Annotated in this window: 20 protein-coding genes; 12 read left to right on the forward strand and 8 right to left on the reverse strand. The window is 63.9% G+C overall.

Features of this window, described 5'->3' with window-relative positions; translation table 11 throughout:
* Positions 1-155 precede the first annotated feature (155 nt).
* From ABIC09_RS28405 to ABIC09_RS28420, 4 genes are all read right to left on the reverse strand, one after another.
* Positions 156-1286 (reverse strand): ABC transporter substrate-binding protein, encoded by a 1131-nt coding sequence (locus tag ABIC09_RS28405; RefSeq protein WP_354111312.1) that lies wholly within the window; start codon positions 1284-1286, stop codon positions 156-158.
* A gap of 62 nt (positions 1287-1348) precedes the next feature.
* Positions 1349-2227 (reverse strand): shikimate dehydrogenase, encoded by an 879-nt coding sequence (locus ABIC09_RS28410; RefSeq protein WP_354111313.1) that lies wholly within the window; start codon positions 2225-2227, stop codon positions 1349-1351.
* Between the two features lie 132 nt (positions 2228-2359).
* The gene (locus ABIC09_RS28415; protein WP_354031493.1) at positions 2360-3298 is read right to left on the reverse strand and encodes a LysR family transcriptional regulator; all 939 of its coding nucleotides are present in this window, start codon (positions 3296-3298) and stop codon (positions 2360-2362) included.
* 203 nt (positions 3299-3501) lie between these two features.
* Positions 3502-3678 carry a hypothetical protein gene (locus ABIC09_RS28420; protein ID WP_354084251.1) on the reverse strand — a complete coding sequence of 59 codons (177 nt, stop codon included), beginning with the start codon at positions 3676-3678 and terminating at the stop codon, positions 3502-3504.
* Between the two features lie 167 nt (positions 3679-3845).
* Between ABIC09_RS28420 and ABIC09_RS28425 the strand changes: the two genes are divergently transcribed.
* The 7 genes from ABIC09_RS28425 to ABIC09_RS28455 all read left to right on the forward strand — a co-directional run bounded on the left by ABIC09_RS28425 (position 3846) and on the right by ABIC09_RS28455 (position 9183).
* The gene (locus tag ABIC09_RS28425; RefSeq protein WP_354031494.1) at positions 3846-4574 is read left to right on the forward strand and encodes a helix-turn-helix transcriptional regulator; all 729 of its coding nucleotides are present in this window, start codon (positions 3846-3848) and stop codon (positions 4572-4574) included.
* 83 nt (positions 4575-4657) lie between these two features.
* Positions 4658-5317 carry an acyl-homoserine-lactone synthase gene (locus ABIC09_RS28430; protein ID WP_187434809.1) on the forward strand — a complete coding sequence of 220 codons (660 nt, stop codon included), beginning with the start codon at positions 4658-4660 and terminating at the stop codon, positions 5315-5317.
* 1 nt (position 5318) lies between these two features.
* Positions 5319-5537, forward strand: a complete 219-nt coding sequence (locus ABIC09_RS28435) for a hypothetical protein (RefSeq protein WP_354031496.1) — start codon at positions 5319-5321, stop codon at positions 5535-5537.
* 306 nt (positions 5538-5843) lie between these two features.
* Positions 5844-6761 carry a branched-chain amino acid ABC transporter permease gene (locus ABIC09_RS28440; protein ID WP_148777384.1) on the forward strand — a complete coding sequence of 306 codons (918 nt, stop codon included), beginning with the start codon at positions 5844-5846 and terminating at the stop codon, positions 6759-6761.
* The gene (locus ABIC09_RS28445; protein ID WP_148750991.1) at positions 6758-7702 is read left to right on the forward strand and encodes a branched-chain amino acid ABC transporter permease; all 945 of its coding nucleotides are present in this window, start codon (positions 6758-6760) and stop codon (positions 7700-7702) included. The genes ABIC09_RS28440 and ABIC09_RS28445 overlap by 4 nt, the downstream gene beginning before the upstream one ends.
* A complete protein-coding gene (locus ABIC09_RS28450) occupies positions 7695-8462 on the forward strand; it encodes an ABC transporter ATP-binding protein (protein ID WP_148750990.1) in 768 nt (255 codons plus the stop codon). Before ABIC09_RS28445 ends, ABIC09_RS28450 begins: the two co-directional genes overlap by 8 nt.
* Positions 8455-9183 (forward strand): ABC transporter ATP-binding protein, encoded by a 729-nt coding sequence (locus tag ABIC09_RS28455; protein WP_354084248.1) that lies wholly within the window; start codon positions 8455-8457, stop codon positions 9181-9183. Before ABIC09_RS28450 ends, ABIC09_RS28455 begins: the two co-directional genes overlap by 8 nt.
* Before the next feature lie 129 nt (positions 9184-9312).
* Here the strand turns inward: ABIC09_RS28455 and ABIC09_RS28460 are convergent, their stop codons facing one another.
* Both ABIC09_RS28460 and ABIC09_RS28465 read right to left on the reverse strand, forming a co-directional pair.
* A complete protein-coding gene (locus ABIC09_RS28460; protein ID WP_354111314.1) occupies positions 9313-10749 on the reverse strand; it encodes a glutamine synthetase family protein in 1437 nt (478 codons plus the stop codon).
* Positions 10750-10888: 139 nt separating this feature from the next.
* On the reverse strand, positions 10889-12247 hold the full coding sequence (locus ABIC09_RS28465) for an aromatic ring-hydroxylating dioxygenase subunit alpha (RefSeq protein ID WP_354111315.1): 1359 nt from the start codon (positions 12245-12247) through the stop codon (positions 10889-10891).
* A gap of 112 nt (positions 12248-12359) precedes the next feature.
* Here ABIC09_RS28465 and ABIC09_RS28470 point away from each other — a divergent pair, with 112 nt between their 5' ends.
* Both ABIC09_RS28470 and ABIC09_RS28475 read left to right on the forward strand, forming a co-directional pair.
* Positions 12360-13145, forward strand: a complete 786-nt coding sequence (locus tag ABIC09_RS28470) for an IclR family transcriptional regulator domain-containing protein (protein ID WP_354111316.1) — start codon at positions 12360-12362, stop codon at positions 13143-13145.
* Between the two features lie 49 nt (positions 13146-13194).
* Positions 13195-13527, forward strand: coding sequence for a PRC-barrel domain-containing protein (locus tag ABIC09_RS28475; RefSeq protein WP_148750986.1), 333 nt, complete (start codon positions 13195-13197; stop codon positions 13525-13527).
* A gap of 76 nt (positions 13528-13603) precedes the next feature.
* Here the strand turns inward: ABIC09_RS28475 and ABIC09_RS28480 are convergent, their stop codons facing one another.
* Both ABIC09_RS28480 and ABIC09_RS28485 read right to left on the reverse strand, forming a co-directional pair.
* Complete coding sequence (locus ABIC09_RS28480; protein WP_354111317.1) at positions 13604-13999, reverse strand: group II truncated hemoglobin; 396 nt, start codon at positions 13997-13999, stop codon at positions 13604-13606.
* A gap of 15 nt (positions 14000-14014) precedes the next feature.
* Positions 14015-14923 (reverse strand): helix-turn-helix transcriptional regulator, encoded by a 909-nt coding sequence (locus ABIC09_RS28485; protein WP_148750984.1) that lies wholly within the window; start codon positions 14921-14923, stop codon positions 14015-14017.
* Between the two features lie 154 nt (positions 14924-15077).
* On the opposite strand from ABIC09_RS28485, the gene ABIC09_RS28490 reads away from it, so the two are divergent.
* The 3 genes from ABIC09_RS28490 to boxC all read left to right on the forward strand — a co-directional run bounded on the left by ABIC09_RS28490 (position 15078) and on the right by boxC (position 19377).
* Positions 15078-16619, forward strand: a complete 1542-nt coding sequence (locus tag ABIC09_RS28490) for a benzoate-CoA ligase family protein (protein ID WP_354111318.1) — start codon at positions 15078-15080, stop codon at positions 16617-16619.
* A 116-nt stretch (positions 16620-16735) separates the two neighbouring features.
* Positions 16736-17554, forward strand: a complete 819-nt coding sequence (locus ABIC09_RS28495; RefSeq protein ID WP_354111319.1) for an alpha/beta fold hydrolase — start codon at positions 16736-16738, stop codon at positions 17552-17554.
* 134 nt (positions 17555-17688) lie between these two features.
* Entirely contained in the window at positions 17689-19377 is a 1689-nt protein-coding gene (boxC, locus tag ABIC09_RS28500; RefSeq protein ID WP_354111320.1) for a 2,3-epoxybenzoyl-CoA dihydrolase, read from the forward strand.
* The last annotated feature ends 72 nt before the right edge of the window (positions 19378-19449 follow it).

Genomic DNA, 19449 nt, shown 5'->3' on the forward strand with positions numbered 1-19449 from the left:
GTCTCCGCGAACTCAATTCTCACTGTACCCGCGGAAGCAGCCCCTCACCCCGCCCTCTCCCCGCGAAGGGCGGGGAGAGGGAGACGAAAGATCTCTCCCCGCGAAGAGCGGGGCGAGGGAGAAGAACTCCCCGGGAAGGAGAGAAAAGAAGCACCTCACTTCATCTTCGGCAGCACCTGCTTCACGACCTGCTTGCCTTCGACCACCTCGACCAGAAAACTCTGCCGGTCGATGTCGCCGTTTGCATCGAAGGTGACGTCCATCAAAATGCCCGGCTCGTCCGCGGCCTTAATGGTCAGGCCATGCAGCGTGTCGGCGAAGGCCTTGGAATCGATCTTGCCCATCTTCTCGGTGGTGGCCTTCACCATGTAGACGGCGAGATAGCCCTTCAGGCCGTTATGATCGGGAACGTAATTGTACTTCTTCGAGAAGCGGTCACGGAATCCCTTGATCAGGTCGACCGGGGCATCCGTGGTGAGGCCGACATGGCCGCGCGCGCCGTTGGCGGCATCGCCGGCGAGCTCGATCACCTTCTGGCCGATCAGCGTGGTCTCACCCATCAGCGGCGCGGTGACGCCCTGGCGCTTCAGCTCCTTGAGGATACGCGCGCTCTCTTCCTCGTTGAGATAGACGAACACGGCGTCCGGGTTGGCGGCCTTGATCTTGCCGACGTCGGCGGCGAAATCGGCCTGGCCCGCCTCGGTGGAGAGATCGGCGACGACCTTGCAGCCGAGCCGCTCCAGCTCCTTGACCACGACGTCGCGCCCGCCGCGGCCAAAGTCATTGTTGACCCAGACCACCGCGACGGACTTCGCCTTCATGTCGTCGTGGATGTACTTTGCGACCTTCGGCATCGAGGACTGCTGGCCGAACGAGGTGCGGAACAGGAACTTGTTGCCGGCCTGGGTCAGCTCGGCGGCTTCGCCTCCCATGATCTGGGCGATGCCGGCTTCGGCTGCGAGCGGGGCGGTCACCTTTACCGAACCGGAATAGCCGGGTCCGAGCAGCACATAGGGCTCGGCGTCGAGCGCCTTCTGCACCTGCGCGCGCGCCACGCCGGGGTTGGACTGCGAGTCGGCATGGGTGACCTCGAGCTTGCGGCCGAGCACGCCGCCCTTGGCGTTGATCTCCTCGATCGCGAGGTCGATTCCGTTTTTCCAATTGGTGCCGACGGTGGCACCGCCACCTGACAGTTCGGCGACGTCGGCGAGCTTGATTGCCTGCGCGTGGGCACCGGCTGCAGCGGCGAAGGCAAGCAGGGCGCCCGCCAATAGGGTCGATTTCATGGTCTCTCCTCCCATTTATTGATTTTGATGTTGCCCGCGGCCTTGTGTCCGGCCGCTTCGCCTCAAGCTGCCTGATAGGCGGCGCTGCGCGCGGCCATCACGGCGTCAAAAGCCTCTCCCATGACTTCGGTCGAGGGGGCAAGGCCCGTGAACAGTTCGAAGGCGTCGGCAGCCTGGTAGATCGCAAGCTCGCGCCCGGTCATGATCCGCGCGCCCTTCTCTTGCGCTGCGGCAAGGAGCGGTGTGATCAGCGGCGAATAGACGGCGTCGGCGACCCACAGGTTTTCACGCAGCAGCGTCGGCGCGACTGGCGTTTCCCGGTTCGGGAGCATGCCGACCGGCGTGCCGTTGACGAGGCCGGTTGCGCCGTCGAGCGCGTCCTCGACACTCGTGGCCACCCTGGCGCCACCCTGTTTGGCGAGCAGCGCGGCGAGTCTTTCGGCCCGCGCCGGTTCACTGTCGAAGATGCGGATGTCAGCCACCTTCAGGCTCGCCAGCGCAAAGGCGATCGCCTTGCCGACGCCGCCGGTGCCGATCACGGCAACCGCATTTCCGGTGGGCGCCAGCAGCGGCGTGACGGCGTGCGCAAAGCCCGTGGTGTCGGTGTTGTGGCCAATCAGGCGACCGTCCTTGACGACGACGGTGTTGACCGCGCCCATGGCGGCCGCAGCCGGCGCCAGCTCGTCGAGCAGCGGGACCACCGCTTCCTTGTAGGGAAAGGTCACGTTGACGCCGGCAAAGCCGAGCCGCCGCACGCCCTCCAGCATCATGCCGAGCGCGGTCGCGTCAGCGCCGGCGACCTCGATGAGTTGGTAATGGCCGCGCAGGCCGAGGGCCTCGGCAGCGCGCTCATGCATGGCGGGAGAGGCGGAATGCGCGATCGGCGCGCCGATCAGGCCGGTCAGGAGCTTCTTGGAAGCGGCAGGTCCGCGCTTTGACATGATCCACTATCGCCTGGTGAGATGCGTTCATTTCCGGCCATTAGCCGCGAAATTCGCGCAATTCCAAGTGGGACGATAGTCTTTCCTCCGCCTAACACAATTACCCATTTATCTGTTAAACCTAACATAGTGTTATTTCTTCCGTCCACGCCCTGAAGTGGCCTTGCCGTTGCCTCGGGACGGCTCGACCGCGCGCATCTCGGCACGGAGCGACTCGATGAAATACTCGACATGGAGCGACAGCGGTGCGCCGCGCTTGACTGCGATATAGGTGTCGAACCGCGTCGGCTCGGTGATCTTGAGCAGCTCGATCCCGGGATAGCCGCCATGGGCCACCGTGAACTGGTCGATGATGGCAATGCCGAGCCCGGCCTTCACCAGCGCGCAGACCGTGGTGCCGAAGCGCGCACGGATGGTGATGTTGTAGTCGAGGCGGTGGCGCGCAAAGATCTCGGCCATGATCCGGCCGTAGGGATCGTTCGGATCGATGCCGATCAGCGGATAGCGGGTGATCTCGGCGGCGGAGACCTGCTTGCGGCCGGCAAGCTCGTGGCCGGGCGGCACGATGCAATAGAGCTCGCCCGAGGCGAGCGGCATGAAGTCGAGGCCGGAATGCTCCAGCCGGTAGCTCATCGCCACGCATTCGCCGCGGCCGAGCATGAGATAGTCGATCGCTTCCTCGAGCTTGAGGATGTTGATGTCGATGCCGAGATCGGGATAGCGGCGGCGGACGCGCTCGATCGCGCGCGGCACCATCACCTGCGAGATGCTCGGCACCGAGCCGATCCGCAGTTCCGACAATCCGCCGCGGCCGATCTTGGAGATGATCTCGGAGAGGTCGTCGACCTTCTTGTAGACGCCGTTGATCTGCTCGAAAATGTTCTCGGCTTCCGGCGTCGGGAAGTAGCGGCCGTTCTGGCGCTGGAAGAAGCGGATGCCGAGCGAGCGCTCAGTGTATTTGACCAGGCGGCTGATCCCCGGCGCCGACACGTTCAACAGCTTCGCCGCGCCGCCAATGGTGCCCGTCACCATCACGGCACGGATCACTTCAACCTGGCGCAGAGTCATCATGGTCTTGGCATCCGAAAGACGATCGTGGCGGCGATCATCTCACGACAGCGGTGATGTCATCCAGCGGCAAGTGTGACTTTAGTGGAGGCGGAGGAGCACGGGTAACGTCGCAGTCAGGGTGTTTCGACCAAAAACAGCGCGCTAAAATTGAAAGCATCGTCGCGCGATCGGTTGCATCGGCGCCGTCTGCTGCGACCTGCATGCTAGCCCGCAGGGTTTTCCGGTGAGGCGCTGTCAACGAGCTCGTCGCGCTCGCTTTGCAGCACGTCGCGCGCGAACTCGATGATCTTCTGCTTGTTTGCCGTATCGCGCACGGCGAAAAACACGCGATTCAATTCCAGGCCGAGCACGCTGTTGAGGGCGATGTTCTCGTCTTCCATCGTGGCTTTCCCGCTCTAGACGCCTTAGGTGTAACTTGACGTCACTTCCTCCACAAGTAGATTGAATCTGCAGAGCCAATGGCACACCGGGAAACTACGGAAGCGGCGAATTGAGGCGGCCCCTAAAGACGTGCTATACGGAGCGGCGAGGGTCAGGGAACGCACCGATGTCCGCCGTCGACTATGGCCGGGAAGCGCTGGACTTCATCGAAGGGCTGCAAGCCTATCGTAGGGTTCCGGACGCAATGAATGCGCTCGAAGGGGCCTTCGGACGCTTTGGCTTCGAAACCATCATCGTGACGGGGTTGCCGAATCCCGACCAGCGGTTCGCGCAGATGGTGCTCGCCAAGCGCTGGCCGGCGGCATGGTTCAGCCTGTACACCGAGAACAATTATGACCGCGTTGACCCGGTGGTGCGGATGTGCCGGCAATCGGTCAACCCGTTTGAGTGGTCCGAAGCGCCTTACAATGCCGAGCTCGATCCGGGTGCGGCGGAGGTCATGAACCGCGCCACCGATTTTCGCATGTCGCGCGGCTTCATCGTCCCGATTCATGGGCTTACCGGATATGAGGCGGCCGTCTCGCTCGGCGGCATCCATCTCGATCTCAATGCCCGCAGCAAGCCGGCCCTGCACCTGATGGCGATGTATGGCTTCGATCATATTCGCCGTCTGCTCGATCCGACGCCGCATCAGTTGACGCGCCTCACCCCGCGCGAGCGCGAGGTGATCGTCTGGGCCTCGCAAGGCAAGTCGGCCTGGGAGATCGGCGAGATCCTGCACATTACGCAGCGCACCGCCGAGGAGCATCTTGCAACCGCCGCGCGCAAACTGGGAGCGGTCAACCGTACGCATGCGGTTGCGTTGGCAATCCGCCACAAGATCATCAGTCCCTAAGCGACATACTGGGAAATTTCCCAATACCGAGCCGGCCTCTTTTCGCAGAGGCTGCCCCTCATTGAGGAAAGATGGGGGCTTTCATGATTCATGCAATTACCGCGCTAAATCGCCACCTTTACGAAGACGTTATCGAGCAGCATTTCCGGCTACGTCACGACATCTTTGTCGAAGAGCGGCACTGGGAAACGTTGCGCAAACCGGATTGCCGCGAGATCGACTCCTACGACAACGAGGACACCGTCTATCTGCTTGCGCTCGAGGGGCGCCGCGTCGTTGGCGGCCACCGGCTCTACCCGACGACCAAGCCCTCGATGATGAGCGAGGTCTTCCCGCATCTGGCGGCTATTCGCGGCTGCCCTGCGGATCCGCTGGTCTGGGAATGGTCGCGCTATTTCGTCGTACGCGACCGCCGCGACGGAGCTCTCAATCTGCAACTCATGGCAGCGGTGCAGGAGTTTTGCCTCAGCCAGGGCATCGCGCAGGTCAGCGCGATCATGGAGACGTGGTGGTTGCCGCGCTTCCATGAGGCCGGCTTCGTCGTCACCCCGCTTGGTCTGCCGGAGCTCGTGGAGAAAGCCTGGACCATGGCGGCCACCATCGACGTTCGTCAGGAGACGGTCGATTCCCTGCATGATCGTGTCGGCATGGCTTCGGTCGTGCGTCAGGACGGCCCGCGTCTGGATGCCGTCGCCCACGCCAACCTCTGCGGCCGCACCGCCGCGCAACGAAAGAGCGCCTGAGATGTCGAACATGATGCGAGACAGCCAGATCATGGCGCAAACCAAGGACGAGAATCTCGGCTACATGTCCGACATGGCGCTCGAGCTGGCGCAGATGGCCGAAGACACCGGGTTGGCGACGCTGGCCTATCTGTTCCGGATGGCGGCGCTGGAGGCCTCGACGGCCAACAGCGAGCTCAACGAGCCGGATGATCTCCCCCACCAGATCACGTCGCACTAGACGTATCTCCATTCCGACAAGCGGCACACCCTCTCTCCGGCAACGGCGGGAGGGTGATCGTTTGGGTGCGGCAGGCTGACCCACCCTGCGCGGCAGTCTTCTTGCAGGGCCGGTTTTGCACGGCCTGATTTTGATCGCATGCACCGGCATGCAACAAAGTGCATGTCTGGCGCGGAATCGCTCTTGCCTCGGAACGATACTGCCATTACCCATTTTTCGGCCTTGTAGAGGCGGGGGGAGCTCTTTCACGGATGGCGACTGTGTTCGAACATCGGCGCGCGTCCGTATGCGCCTGAAAGAGTTTTGATGCTGCTCGTCGTCGAACAATTCTTGAACGGATTGCAGTTCGGCCTGCTGCTGTTTCTGCTCGCCGCCGGCCTGACGCTGGTGTTCGGGATCATGGATCTCGTCAACCTCGCGCACGGCTCGCTCTACATGATGGGCGCCTATTTTGCCGCGACCTTCGCGGCGTGGACCGGCAGCTTCCTGCTCGGCGCGTTGCTGGCGTTAGGCGCGACTCTTGTGCTCGGCATCGTGCTCGAGATGAGTGCGCTGCGGCATCTCTATGGGCGCGACCATCTCGACCACGTGCTCGCGACCTTCGGCCTGATCCTGTTCTTCAATGAAGCCGTGCGGCTGATCTGGGGCCCGGCGGGCCTCGCGCTGCCGCTGCCGGCCTGGCTCACGGTGCCGGTGCCGATCCTGCCCGGCATCCACTATCCGGCGTACCGCCTCGCCATCATCGTCGTCGCACTGCTGGTGGCGCTGCTGCTCTACCTCGGCGTGATGCGCACCCGCATCGGCATGCTGATCCGTGCCGGCGCCTCCAACCGCGAGATGATCGGCGCGCTCGGCATCAACATCAAGCTGCTCTACACGCTGGTGTTCGGGCTCGGTGCCGCGCTCGCGGGGTTGGCCGGCATGATGCAGGCGCCGATCCTCACCGTGCAGATCGGCATGGGTGAGAACATCCTCATCCTCGCCTTCGTCATCATCGTGATCGGCGGCATCGGCTCGATCCGCGGCGCGTTCCTCGCTGCGATCTTCGTCGGCATGATCGACACGCTCGGCCGCGCCTTCCTGCCCAATCTGCTGCGGCAGGTGCTGAGTGGCGCCGCTGCCTCCACCGCCGCGCCCGCGCTGTCGTCCATGCTGATCTACCTGCTGATGGCGATCGTGCTGGTGGTGCGGCCGGAGGGGCTGTTCCCGGCCAACCGTCGATGAAGGCTTTTACTGTGAGCAAGGCCGTCACGGCCCTGATGCTGGCGGGCCTCTTGCTGCTGCCGCTCTATTCGTACCTGTCCGGCAACATCTTCATCATGACGCTGTTCACCCGCATCGTCATCCTGGCGCTAGCGGCGGCAAGCCTCAACCTCATCATGGGGTTTGGCGGCATGATGAGTTTTGGCCACGCTGTCTATCTCGGCATAGGCGGCTACGCCGTCGGCATGCTGGCGCAGGAAGGCACAGGCTCCGGCTTCATCCAGTTTCCGGTCGCGCTCGCGGCGTCTGCGATCTACGCTCTGGTGATCGGCGCGCTGTCTCTGCGTACCCGCGGCGTCTATTTCATCATGATCACGCTCGCCTTCGCGCAGATGGCCTATTACGTCGCCTCGGGCCTCGCACGTTATGGCGGCGACGACGGCTTGACCGTTTACAAGCGCAGCGACTTCTCCGGGCTGATCAACCTGTCGAACCGGACGCAGTTCTATTATCTCTGCCTGGCCTGCCTGTTCGCGGTGATCTTCCTGATCTGGCGCATCGTCAATTCGCGCTTCGGCCTCGTGGTGCAGGGCCTGCGTTCCAACGAGCAGCGCATGCAGGCGATCGGCTTTCCCGCCAAGCGCTACCAGCTCGTCTGCTTCGTCATCTCCGGCACCATGTGCGGGCTCGCCGGCGCGCTGCTCGCCAACAACACCGATTTCGTCAGCCCGGCCATGATGTACTGGACCCGCTCCGGCGATCTCATGGTGATGGTGATCCTGGGCGGCATGGGCACGCTGTTCGGCCCTGTCATGGGCGCTGTGGTCTATCTGCTGCTGGAAGAGTTTCTGTCGCAGATCACCGAATATTGGGCGCTGATCATGGGCCCGCTGCTGCTGCTGATCGTGCTGTTCGGCCGTGGCGGCATCATGGGCCTGCTGGGGAGGCTCAATCGTGGCTGAACCGCTGCTCCGCGTCGAAAAGCTGGTGCGCCGTTTCGGCGGCATCACAGCGACGGATAACGTCTCGCTCGACGTTGCCGCGGGCGAGCTGCACGCCATCATCGGCCCGAACGGCGCCGGCAAGACCACGTTGATCAGCCAGCTCACCGGGCATCTCGAGCCGCATTCCGGCAGCGTCTCGTTGGGTGGCCGCGATATCACCTATCTGCCGGCCTATCGCCGCTGCGCGCTGGGCCTCGCGCGTTCGTTCCAGATCACTTCCCTGCTGCTCGACTTCACCGCCGCCGACAATGTCGCGCTGGCGGCGCAGGCGCATGCAGGTCACTCATTCCGTTTCTTCGCCAATGCCCGCAAGGAGAGGGGCCTGCGCGATGCCGCGCATGCCGCGCTTGACCGCGTCGGCCTGTTGCACCGAGCCGACGTCGTGGTGAGCAGGCTCAGCCATGGCGAGCGGCGCCAGATCGAGCTTGCGGTCGCGCTGGCCAGCAAGCCAAAACTGCTGCTGCTCGACGAGCCGATGGCGGGCCTCGGCGTCACCGAATCCCAGCGTATGGTGACGCTGCTCCAGGAGCTGCGCAAAGAGGTCTCGATCGTGCTGGTCGAGCACGACATGCCCGCGGTGTTCGCGCTGGCCGACCGCATCTCGGTGCTGGTCTATGGCCGCGTCATTGCCTCCGGCGACCCGGCCGCGATCCGCGCCAACGAGGACGTCAAGCGCGCCTATCTCGGCGATCAGCATGTGGTGACGCACCATGGCTGAAAAAGGGATGGCTGACGCGCTGCTCGACGTCGACAGCATCGAGACCTGCTACGGCCTCAGCCAGGTGCTGTTCGGCCTGTCCCTGTCGATCAAGCCGGGCGAGATGGTTTCGCTGATGGGCCGCAACGGCATGGGCAAGACCACGACGATCCGCTCCATCATGGGCCTGACGCCGGCACGCGCCGGCAGCATCCGTTTTGCGGGCACGGAAGTCCGGCAGCTACCGTCGTACCGGATCGCCAAGCTCGGCATCGGGCTGGTGCCTGAGGGCCGCCAGATTTTTCCGAACCTCACCGTGCGCGAAAACCTGGTTGCTGCCGCCGCCGACCGCTTCAACAGCGCCAATCCCTGGACGCTCGCTGCGATCTACCTGCTGTTCCCGCGCCTTGCCGAGCGCGCCGCCAACATGGGCAACCAGCTCTCCGGCGGCGAGCAGCAGATGCTCGCCATCGGCCGCGCGCTGATGACCAACCCAAAGCTCCTGATCCTGGATGAAGCGACCGAGGGGCTAGCGCCGCTGATCCGCGGAGAAATCTGGAGCTGCCTGTCGCTCCTGAAGAGCCGCGGCCAGTCGATCCTGGTCGTCGACAAGAACGTCGACCACCTCGCCCGCATCTGCGACCGCCACTTCATCATCGAGCGCGGCAACACCGTGTGGAGCGGCACGTCGGATGAGCTGATGGCCGAGCCGGATCTGCAGCACAAATATCTGGGCATTTGAGCCCCCGCTCTCTCCCTGTCATTGCGAGCGTAGCGAAGCAATCCAGACTGCCTCCGCGGAAAGATCCTGGATTGCTTCGCTACGCTCGCAATGACGAAGGAGAGGGCTGCGCCCTCACCATCGCCGAAATCAAAACATCTCGAAATATTCGCGTTGCTCCCAGTCGGTCACCTCCGCGAGGAAGCGGTCGATCTCGGCATTTTTGATGTGGGTGTAGTAGTCGATGAACTCCGCGCCGAATTTTTCGCGAAAGAACGGATCGTCCTTCAGCGCAGAGACGGCATCGCGCAGGCTCTTCGGCAAGAACGGCGCTTTGGTCTCGTAGGGCGTGTCGGCCGAGGGACCGGGATCGAGCTTGCGATCGACGCCGTCGAGACCCGAGAGGATCTGGGCAGCCATATAGAGATAGGGATTGGCGGCGGGCTCGCCGACGCGGTTTTCCAGGCGCGTGGCAGCATCGCCCGCGCCACCGAGCACGCGGATCATCACGCCGCGATTGTCACGGCCCCAGATCGCGCGGTCCGGCGCCAGCGAATAGGAGCGGTAGCGCTTGTAGCCGTTGATGGTGGGCGTGGTGAACACGGTGGCCGCACGGGCGTGATCGAGCAGCCCGGCGAGATAGGCGCGGCCGAAAGCGCTGATGGGCTGGCTACCGTCCTTGGCCATGAAAACGTTCTCGCCGCCTGTGCGCGAGACGATCGACTGGTGCAGGTGCCAGCCGCTCGCGAACAAATTCGGCAGTTTCGGCCGGCACATGAAGGTGGCGTGATAGCCGTGCCGGCGCGCGATCTGCTTCACGGCGCTGCGAAACAGCACCATGTTGTCGGCAGGCTCCAGGCCCTTCTTCGGCGCAAAGGTGAATTCGCACTGGCTCGGCCCGAACTCGACCTCGACGGAGCGCAAAGGTAATCCAAGCGCGACGATGTCGCGGCGCAGGATCTCCAGCACCGGCTCCATCTGATCGAAACGCTGCTCGGTGAGATATTGATAGCCGTGAGAGAGCAGGCTCACCGACGGCGGCGTGCCGGGTTGTCCCGCGTCCTCCGGGCGCATGTGCGGGTCGTCGAGCCTGAAGATGTGGAATTCGACCTCGAGGCCGGCGACGAAATCGTGGCCGCGGTGGCCGAGTTCGTCGAGCACCTTGCGATAAAGCCCGCGCGTCGCGAACGGCACCGGCCGGCCGTCGTTGAAATAGAGATCGCACAACACCCAGCCCGTCGCCGGCGCCCATGGCAGCACGCGAAAGGTGGTGGGATCGGCGACCATCAGCGCGTCGGCCGCGCCCTCCATCTCCTTCATGCCGAAGCCGCCGCCCGATGTGAACACCGGAAACACCGTGCGGTGCGAGGTGTCCTTGGCGAGCATGGTGGTGGTGATGGAGCAGCCGCTCTCCAGCGCGGCGATCGCTTCGGCGGCAATGATGGTCTTGCCGCGCAAGATGCCGTGCTGGTCGGGGAAGGCGAGGCGGATGACCTCGAGGTTCTTGTCCTCGACGATGCGGCGCATGCGCGTCGCGGCGTCCGTCTGCTCATCCGACCACAGCGCATGACGCGCGACGAAAGTCACTTTGCTACTCCTCTAGTCGTGAGACGCAAAGCATGCGCCACATTCTCCGTCATTGCGAGCGAAGCGAAGCAATCCAGAAATGTGTCCGCGGAGGCAGACTGGATTGCTTCGCTGCGCTCCCAATGACGAGGATAGATCGTCACTCCGCCGCCGTCAGCCGATGCACGTTGTCGGCGATCTCCTTCGGCACCGGAGCGGTCCACGGCGCGCCGCGGCGGCGCTTGACGTCGACTTCCATCCAGTAGGTCTCCCAGCCCCGCGTCGGGCCGATGCCGTCCATGGTCGCCGGGCCCTGAATGGAGCGCGCATTGGCCTCGTCGAGGAACAGCATCGGCTTCTCGCCGCCGCCGACCTTCTCCATCTCCTGCCGCAGCAAGCGGCGATACTGCACGATCGCCTTGTCGCTCGAGCCGAGATGCTCCCTGGTGCGGTCCTGGATCGCGCCCATCGATTCCACCGCCCATTGGTCGTGGACGTTGATGTCGTTGCCCATGCCGGTATAGGTCGCGGTCTGCTGCTCGTGCGGATCGAAGCCGTAGTCGTTGCTGCGGTTCTTGCGCGACTTGTAGTCGGGCAGCTCGTAGAGCTCGAGCCGCTGGTCGCGCATCTTCATCTCGTCGACCGGGTTCGAGTAGCTGGTGAAGATCGCGTACCAGTAGCAGTTCTCATCGTCGATCGGCACGTGCCACTGCGTGATCGTCATCTCCGTGCTCATGGGGATGACGAAGCCATGCGGGAACAGCTGGTTGGTGACGCGCACATGCGTCCGCTCCTCGTCGATCTCGCGCAACGCGATCAGTCGGAGCCCATACTCGGTGTGCTCGACATTGATGATCGGGCGGTCGTATTCGCGCAGGATCTTTGTCATCGGCAGATCCGAGCCGGCCGACGCGCCGCGAAACTGCTTGCCGTAAGCGGTGGACGTGTCCTCGTCCTCGAAGAAACGGTGCAGATAGGAGGCGTGCGCAGGATCGATGCCGACCTCGAGCGCCTGCAGCCAGTTGCAGGCCATGTGGCCCTTGAACGCAAACGTGTGCGTGCCGGGTGCAACGAAACAGTCGAGCTCCGGAAATGCCGGCGGCTTACCCTCGCCGAGATAGGCCCAGAGGATGCCGCTCTTCTCCACCACGGGATAGGAGCGCTGCCGGATGTTCTGGCAGAGTTTTGAATCCTTCGGCTCGGCCGGCGTTTCGATGCATTGGCCGGTAGCGTCGAACAGCCAGCCGTGGAAGGCGCAGCGCAGGCCGCCATGCTCGAGCCGCCCGAAGGCAAGGTCGGCGCCGCGATGGGCGCAATGACGATCGATCAGTCCATAGCGTCCCGTCTCGTCGCGAAACAGCACCAGGTTCTCGCCGAGCAGCCTGACGGGCCGGATCGGCCGCTCGCCCTCGAGCTGGTCGACCAGCGCGGCCGGCTGCCAGTAGCTCCGCATCAGCTTTCCGCACGGGTCGTTCGGTCCGGTGCGGGTGATCAGGTCGTTCTGCTCCTGGCTCATCATGGCGAGTGCATCCTTAGTGGAATGGCGGCTGTTCGCCTATTGAACGAATGGGCGAATTATGACATGCCTTGGATCGGCAGCAAGCACTATTTTGCAGGACATTCCCCACCCCATGCCCAAGCTGAAACGAAGCGAGACCGACGAGCGCACGACGGATTTCGTCGAAGCGCTCGATCGCGGCCTGCGCCTGTTGCAATGCTTCGGCACCAACTCGGGCCCGATGACCCTGAGCGATCTCGCCCGCGCCACCGAGCTGCCGCGCGCCACCGCGCGGCGCATGCTATTCACGCTCCAGCGCGGCGGCTTTGTCAGTGGCGACGGAAAACTGTTCTCGCTGACGCCGCATGTGCTGACGCTGGCGGCGTCCTATCTGCGCTCCAACCAGCTCGTCACGGTGCTGCAGCCCGTGCTCGATCGCGTTGCCACCGCGGCCAACGAAATCTCCTCGCTCGCGGTGCTCGATGGTGACGACGTCGTGTTCATCGCGCGCAGCAGCCCGGCGCGGATGTTCTCCGGCGGATTGGAGATCGGCTATCGCTTGCCGGCGTTTTGCACCTCGGTCGGCCGCGCCATGCTCGGCCAGCTCGACGACGCGGATTGTCTCGCGCGCCTGAAGGCAGCGAAGCGCGAGGCGCTGACGCCGCAGACGGTGACCGATCCCAAGACGCTGCTCGGGCGGATCGCCGCCGATCGCGCACAGGGCTATTCACTGGTCGACCGCGAAGCTGAGCCGCATTTCCGCTCGATCTCGGTTCCGGTCCGCCGCTATGACGGCGCGATCATCGCCGCCATCAACATGGGCGCCCATGTCGATCGCGTGCCGGCGCAGGAGCTGCTCGGCCGCTTCTTGCCGCTGCTGCGAGAGGGCGTCGATGCAGTGCGCTCGCAATTGCTGTGACCTCAACCACGGAGCTATAATCTGCTCCACACAAACCAGGGAGCATGCCATGCAACACACCATGGTTCCCAGTGATCGGGTGGAGCACGTCGCCGTCTACGGGCGCGACGGCACGAAGCTCGGCACGATCGAGCGATTGATGCTCGACAAGGTGAGCGGAACAGTCGCCTATGCCGTGATCAAGACCGGCGGGCTGCTCAGTACCCACCACCACTATCCTCTGCAGTGGAGCGCGCTGAAATACGATCGAACACGTCAGGCGTTCCAGGTCGAGCTTACCATGGACGAGTTCAGCAGTGGTCCATGTGAGTTCGACGGCGACGAGTTCGATTGGGGCGACCGCTCGCGGCCCTATCCGCATCCGAATTACTGGTCGGTCTAGCCGCGTCTGATGACTTGCAGTCCGGGTCGGCGAAGCGATACCCGAGGACGCTGCACGTCGGCCTTGATCGACGCGCTCACGGCCGGTTGCGCATCCAGTCGGCGAGACCGGACAGTGCGCGGTCGAGGTCCTGCCGCGCGGCAGCGTCAGTGACCGTCTCCTCCATCGCGCCGCGCATGCACAGCAGCCACGCATCGCGCTCGGCGTCGCCGATGGCAAAGCCGATGTGCCGTTGCCGCAGCCGTGGATGGCCTTTCTCGGGAGAATAGAGCTTCGGGCCACCGGTCCATTCGGTGAGATAGCGCTTCAGCACGTCCCTGATCAGGCCGAGATCGTCCGCATGCATCGCGCGGATGATTTTTGCCTCCGGTAGCGCATCCTTGCGGTCGTAGAAGCGGTCGACCAACAGGTCGATCGTGGCACGGCCGCCGATCCGCTCGAACATGGAGGTGGTGACGTCGCTGTCGGTCATTCCTGAAGTCCCGGCCTACAGCGCCACGCTGCGCAGCCCGAAGCTCCGCGCTTCGTTCTGCAGCACCGGCCGCACCGCATCGATCAGCCTTGCAGCCGCCGCATCGACACTCAGCCCCGCCGTATCCACCACCGCCGTCGCGCGCGCATAGAGCGGCTCGCGGCTGAGCAGGATATTGCGCAGTTCCGCCATCGCAGAGCGATCATCCGCCATCGGGCGCAGATCGCCCTGGCGGCGGACGCGGGCCATGTGCTCTTCCGGCTCGGCCTTCAGCCAGATCGTGTAAAACGACGACAGGATCTGGTCGAAGGTCAGCGGCTCGGACACGATGCCGCCGCCGGTCGCCAGCACCATCAGCTCGTTGCGCGCGAGCAGCTGTTGCAGCGCAGCCTGCTCCATGCGGCGAAAGCCTTCCTGGCCGTAGAGCGCGATGATCTCGGCGACCGAGAGGCCATTCTGCTGCTCGACCTCCTTGTTGAGCTCGACAAAGCTCCAGCCGATCTTTTTCGCCAGCATCCGCCCGAGCGTGGACTTGCCGGCGCCGCGCAGGCCGATCAGCGCGATGCCGCAGAACGGCGCGCGCCGCGGCGCGGAGGCGGTGCCGCCGGCGAGCAGATCTTTGGCCTGCGCGATCTGCGCCGGCGTCGCCTTGCGCAGCAGATCGCGAAACATCTGCCAGTCCGGCGTCGGATCGGCTGAGGGCAGCAGGTCTTCCAGATGCGCGCCCATCGCGTCGGAGACGCGGCGCAGCAGGACGATGGAGACATTGCCCTTGCCGCTCTCGAGCTGCGCGATGTAGCGCTCCGAAATTCCTGATACCTTGGCGAGCACTTTGCGCGACATGCCGCGCAACGCGCGCATGGTGCGCACGCGCTGGCCGAGCTGTTCGAGAAAGCGGGATTCGGCGTCGGGACTATCGGTCATGAGCCTTCTTTAGCGGATGCTTTCTTCAAAGGAGGTCTTGTTTAAAGAAGGTCTTGCGGCGCGCTTTAATGAAACATAATGCCTGCTGGCATTGACAGCAAGCCGTCACAGTGTCTTTCTATGAATTATAATTCTAAATTCGGGGGAGACGACCGTGAGCGAGGGATCCTACAACGCGGTGACCTGGCTGCTCGACCGTAACGTCGAGGAAGGCCGGGGCAACAAGCTCGTCTTCGACGATACCGTCTCGCGGCTCACCTACGGCGAACTCCAGCGCGAGACACGCCGCGCCGCCAACATGCTGCGCCGGCTCGGCGTCCGCCGCGAAGAGCGCGTGGCGATGATCATGCTTGATACGATCGACTTCCCGATCGTGTTTTTGGGCGCGATCCGCGCCGGCATCCTGCCGGTGCCGCTCAACACGCTGCTGACTGCTGACCAATACGCCTACATCCTCGCCGACTGCCGCGCCCGCGTGCTGTTCGTGTCCGAGGCGCTCTATCCCGTCATCAAGGACGTCGTCGGCCGCATGCCGGATCTCGAGCATGTCGTGGTCTCCGGCGCCAAGCAGAATGGCCACAAGCAGCTCGCCGAAGAGATCGCTGATGAGAGCGATCAGTTCCCCACGGTTGCCACGCATCCGGACGAGCCGGCATTCTGGCTCTATTCGTCCGGCTCGACCGGCATGCCCAAGGGCGTGCGGCATCTGCATTCGAACTTGCAGGCCACCGCCGACACTTACGCGAGCAAGGTGCTCGGCATTCGTGAGAACGACGTCGGCCTCTCCGCCGCAAAACTGTTCTTCGCCTATGGCCTCGGAAATGCGCTGACCTTCCCGATGTCGGTCGGTGCCACCACGATCCTGAACAGCGAGCGGCCGACACCCGCGCGGATGTTCGATTTGATGAACAGATACAATCCGTCGATCTTCTACGGCGTGCCGACATTGTTCGCGGCGATGCTCAACGACGAAGCGATGAAGGGCGAGCGCGGCGGCAAGAGCTTGCGCATCTGCACCTCGGCCGGCGAGGCGCTGCCGGAATCCGTCGGAAACAGTTGGAAGTCGCGCTTTGGTGTCGACATTCTCGACGGCGTCGGCTCGACCGAGCTCTTGCACATCTTCCTTTCGAACGCGCCCGGCGACATCAAATACGGCTCGTCCGGCAAGCCGGTACCGGGCTATGCGGTGCGGCTCGTCAACGAGGCCGGGCAGGACGTCGCCGACGGTGAGGTCGGTGAACTACTGGTCGATGCGCCCTCGGCCGGCGAGGGCTACTGGAACCAGCGCCACAAGAGCCGTCGCACCTTTGAAGGCCCCTGGACCCGCACCGGCGACAAATACGTCAGGGATGCCGAAGGCCGTTACACCTTCTGCGGCCGCGCCGACGACATGTTCAAGGTCTCCGGCATCTGGGTCTCGCCGTTCGAGGTCGAGAGCGCGCTGATCACGCATCCGGCGGTGCTGGAAGCCGCCGTCGTGCCCGAGGCCGATCCGGAGGGCCTGCTGAAGCCAAAGGCCTTCGTCGTGCTGCGTCCGGGCGTGAAGACGACGGACTTGCAGGAGATGCTGAAGGATCACGTCAAGCAGAAGATCGGCCCGTGGAAATATCCACGCTGGATCGACGTGGTGGACTCGCTGCCGAAGACGGCGACGGGAAAGATCCAGCGGTTCAAGCTGCGCGACGGCGCGAATTAGCAACAAGCCGTCATGGCCGGGCTTGTCCCGGCCATCCACGCGCGACCGCGATTGAGGAAAGACGTGGATGCCCGAGTCAAGCCCGGGCATGACGACGGAGAAGGACGGACGAAGAAATGACTCTCGCCCCCACCGGCTTTCTCAGCATCGGCGCGGCCCGTCTCGAATACAAATGGCTCGCGCCGCAAAGCGCCGATGCGCCGACCATCGTCATGCTGCACGAAGGCCTCGGCTCCGTCGGCCTGTGGAATGACTTTCCGGAAAAGCTCCAGCAAACGACCGGCACCGGCATCTTCACCTATTCACGGGCGGGCTATGGCCAGTCGAGCCCGGTCACGCTGCCACGTCCGCTCGACTACATGCAGCGCGAGGCGCTCGACGTGCTGCCGAAGGTGCTCGATGCCATTCCCTTCAAGCGTGGCCTCTTGCTCGGCCACTCCGACGGCGCTTCGATCGCGGCGATCTATGCCGGCGCGCATCAGGACCATCGCCTGCAAGGCATCGCGCTGATCGCGCCGCATTTCATCGTCGAGGACATCTCGGTGGAATCGATCGCCGCGATCAAGACGGCCTATGAGACCACCGACCTCAAGGCAAAGCTCGCGCGCTGGCACGGAGACGTCGACAATGCCTTCTACGGCTGGAACGGCGCCTGGCTCGATCCGAAATTCCGCGATTGGGACATCTCGGAGTATCTGGCCTACATCCGCGTTCCCATCCTGGTCGTGCAAGGAAGGGATGACCAATATGGGACACTGCGGCAGGTCCAAATTGCGCAGGAGGAATGTTATTGCCCGGTCGATCTGACGATTATTCCAGGCGCCGGGCATTCTCCCCACCGTGAAGCGGCGGCGCCAACGGTTGACGCAATCGAGCAATTTGCAAAGGCCGCTTTGCGGGACGACCGAGGTCTCCAAGCTGTGCGACGCGTATAGGGCGGCCTATCTGCAGCCCCGGTGTTGCAGATGAAGCAAAGTGCATGTGTGGTCCACATTTAGGCTAGACGCCTCTCAGAATATGCACTATTGTGCATCTAACGGTATAGCGAAAACAAGCTCAAGGGTGGCTCATGGCCGGGGAAGATCGGCGCCTCGCAGGCGGCGCGACATTCATCGATTTCCAGACCGAACCGTCCCGCTACAAGCACTGGAAGCTGGCGGTCGACGGTGACGTCGCGACGCTGACCATGGACGTCGACGAGAATGGCGGCCTGTTCGAAGGCTACCTGCTCAAGCTCAACTCCTACGATCTCGGTGTCGACATCGAGCTTGCGGACGTGGTCCAGCGGCTGCGCTTCGAGCATCCCGAGGTGAAGGTCGTGGTGATGCGCTCGGCCAAGAACCGCGTGTTCTGCGCCGGCGCCAACATCCGCATGCTCGCGGGCTCGACCCATGCCCACAAGGTGAACTTCTGCAAGTTCACCAACGAGACCCGTAACGGCATGGAGGATTCTTCGGAGAATTCCGGCCAGCGCTTCATCACTGTCGTGAACGGCTCCGCTGCCGGCGGCGGCTATGAGCTCGCGCTCGCGACCGACCACATCATTCTCGCCGACGACGGCGCTTCCGCCGTGGCGTTACCCGAAGTGCCGCTGCTCGCGGTGTTGCCCGGCACCGGCGGTCTCACCCGCGTCGTCGACAAGCGCAAAGTGCGCCGCGACCACGCCGACTTCTTCTGCACCATCGAGGAAGGCGTGAAGGGCAAGCGCGCCGTGCAATGGCGCCTCGTCGACGAGATCGCGCCGAACTCCAAGCTGGAGGCCAGGATCGTCGAGCGCGCCAGGGAATTCGCGGCCGCGTCGAAACGCGCCGGCAGCGGCAAGGGCATCGCGCTCTCCCCTCTCAAGCGCACGATCGACGAGACCAGCATCCGCTATGGTTTTGTGACCGTCGATATCGACCGCGCCGCACGCATTGCCACCATCTCGATCAAGGCGCCGGAGGCAGCAGCCCCCACCGACATCGACGGCATGATGGCGCAGGGCGCATCGTTTTGGCCGCTGCAAGTGGCGCGCGAGCTCGACGACGCCATCCTTCACTTGCGCATCAACGAGCTCGAGATCGCCATGCTGGTGTTCAAGAGCCATGGCGACCGCGCCCACGTGCTCGCCAGCGATGCCTTCCTCGAAGCCAACAAGACGCACTGGCTGGTCAACGAGATCCGCCACTACTGGAAGCGCGTGCTCAAGCGCATTGACGTCACCTCGCGCACGCTGGTGGCGCTGGTCGAGCCCGGCTCGTGCTTTGCCGGCACCTTGGCCGAACTCGTCTTCGCCGCCGACCGCTCCTACATGCTGATCGGCACGCGCCAGGGCGACAACCAGCCGCCGCCCTCGATCGAACTTTCCGCCATGAATTTCGGCCCGTATCCGATGAGCCACGGCCTGACGCGGCTTCAGTCGCGCTTCCAGGCCGATCCGGCGGACGTGGAGCGTGCCGAAGCCACGCTCGGCATAGCGCTCGACGCCGAGCAGGCCGAGGAGCTCGGCCTCGTCACCTTCGCGCTCGACGATATCGACTGGGACGACGAGGTCCGCGTCTTCCTGGAGGAGCGCGCGAGCTTCTCGCCCGACAGTCTCACCGGCATGGAAGCGAGCCTGCGCTTCGTCGGCCCCGAGACGATGGAATCGAAAATCTTTTCACGGCTGACCGCGTGGCAGAACTGGATCTTCCAGCGCCCCAATGCCGTCGGCGAGGAAGGCGCGCTGCGCCGCTACGGCAGCGGCCAGAAGCCGAAATTCGATATGACACGGGTGTAACGACTGCCGTGTCCCGGGCGCGGCGCAGCGCGAAGCGATGCGACGCAGAACCGGGACCCAGGCGAACCAGAC

This window comes from Bradyrhizobium sp. S3.12.5, assembly GCF_040548225.1.
Lineage (GTDB): Bacteria > Pseudomonadota > Alphaproteobacteria > Rhizobiales > Xanthobacteraceae > Bradyrhizobium > Bradyrhizobium cytisi.

Excerpts from the sequence above, each read along its gene's own strand:
- ABIC09_RS28405 (WP_354111312.1), bottom strand. The coding sequence starts at position 1,286 with ATGAAATCGACCCTATTGGCGGGCGCCCTGCTTGCCTTCGCCGCTGCA.
- ABIC09_RS28410 (WP_354111313.1), bottom strand. The coding sequence starts at position 2,227 with ATGTCAAAGCGCGGACCTGCCGCTTCCAAGAAGCTCCTGACCGGCCTG.
- ABIC09_RS28415 (WP_354031493.1), bottom strand. The coding sequence starts at position 3,298 with ATGATGACTCTGCGCCAGGTTGAAGTGATCCGTGCCGTGATGGTGACG.
- ABIC09_RS28420 (WP_354084251.1), bottom strand. The coding sequence starts at position 3,678 with ATGGAAGACGAGAACATCGCCCTCAACAGCGTGCTCGGCCTGGAATTG.
- ABIC09_RS28425 (WP_354031494.1), top strand. The coding sequence starts at position 3,846 with ATGTCCGCCGTCGACTATGGCCGGGAAGCGCTGGACTTCATCGAAGGG.
- ABIC09_RS28430 (WP_187434809.1), top strand. The coding sequence starts at position 4,658 with ATGATTCATGCAATTACCGCGCTAAATCGCCACCTTTACGAAGACGTT.
- ABIC09_RS28435 (WP_354031496.1), top strand. The coding sequence starts at position 5,319 with ATGTCGAACATGATGCGAGACAGCCAGATCATGGCGCAAACCAAGGAC.
- ABIC09_RS28440 (WP_148777384.1), top strand. The coding sequence starts at position 5,844 with ATGCTGCTCGTCGTCGAACAATTCTTGAACGGATTGCAGTTCGGCCTG.
- ABIC09_RS28445 (WP_148750991.1), top strand. The coding sequence starts at position 6,758 with ATGAAGGCTTTTACTGTGAGCAAGGCCGTCACGGCCCTGATGCTGGCG.
- ABIC09_RS28455 (WP_354084248.1), top strand. The coding sequence starts at position 8,455 with ATGGCTGAAAAAGGGATGGCTGACGCGCTGCTCGACGTCGACAGCATC.
- ABIC09_RS28465 (WP_354111315.1), bottom strand. The coding sequence starts at position 12,247 with ATGATGAGCCAGGAGCAGAACGACCTGATCACCCGCACCGGACCGAAC.
- ABIC09_RS28470 (WP_354111316.1), top strand. The coding sequence starts at position 12,360 with ATGCCCAAGCTGAAACGAAGCGAGACCGACGAGCGCACGACGGATTTC.
- ABIC09_RS28475 (WP_148750986.1), top strand. The coding sequence starts at position 13,195 with ATGCAACACACCATGGTTCCCAGTGATCGGGTGGAGCACGTCGCCGTC.
- ABIC09_RS28480 (WP_354111317.1), bottom strand. The coding sequence starts at position 13,999 with ATGACCGACAGCGACGTCACCACCTCCATGTTCGAGCGGATCGGCGGC.
- ABIC09_RS28485 (WP_148750984.1), bottom strand. The coding sequence starts at position 14,923 with ATGACCGATAGTCCCGACGCCGAATCCCGCTTTCTCGAACAGCTCGGC.
- ABIC09_RS28495 (WP_354111319.1), top strand. The coding sequence starts at position 16,736 with ATGACTCTCGCCCCCACCGGCTTTCTCAGCATCGGCGCGGCCCGTCTC.
- boxC (WP_354111320.1), top strand. The coding sequence starts at position 17,689 with ATGGCCGGGGAAGATCGGCGCCTCGCAGGCGGCGCGACATTCATCGAT.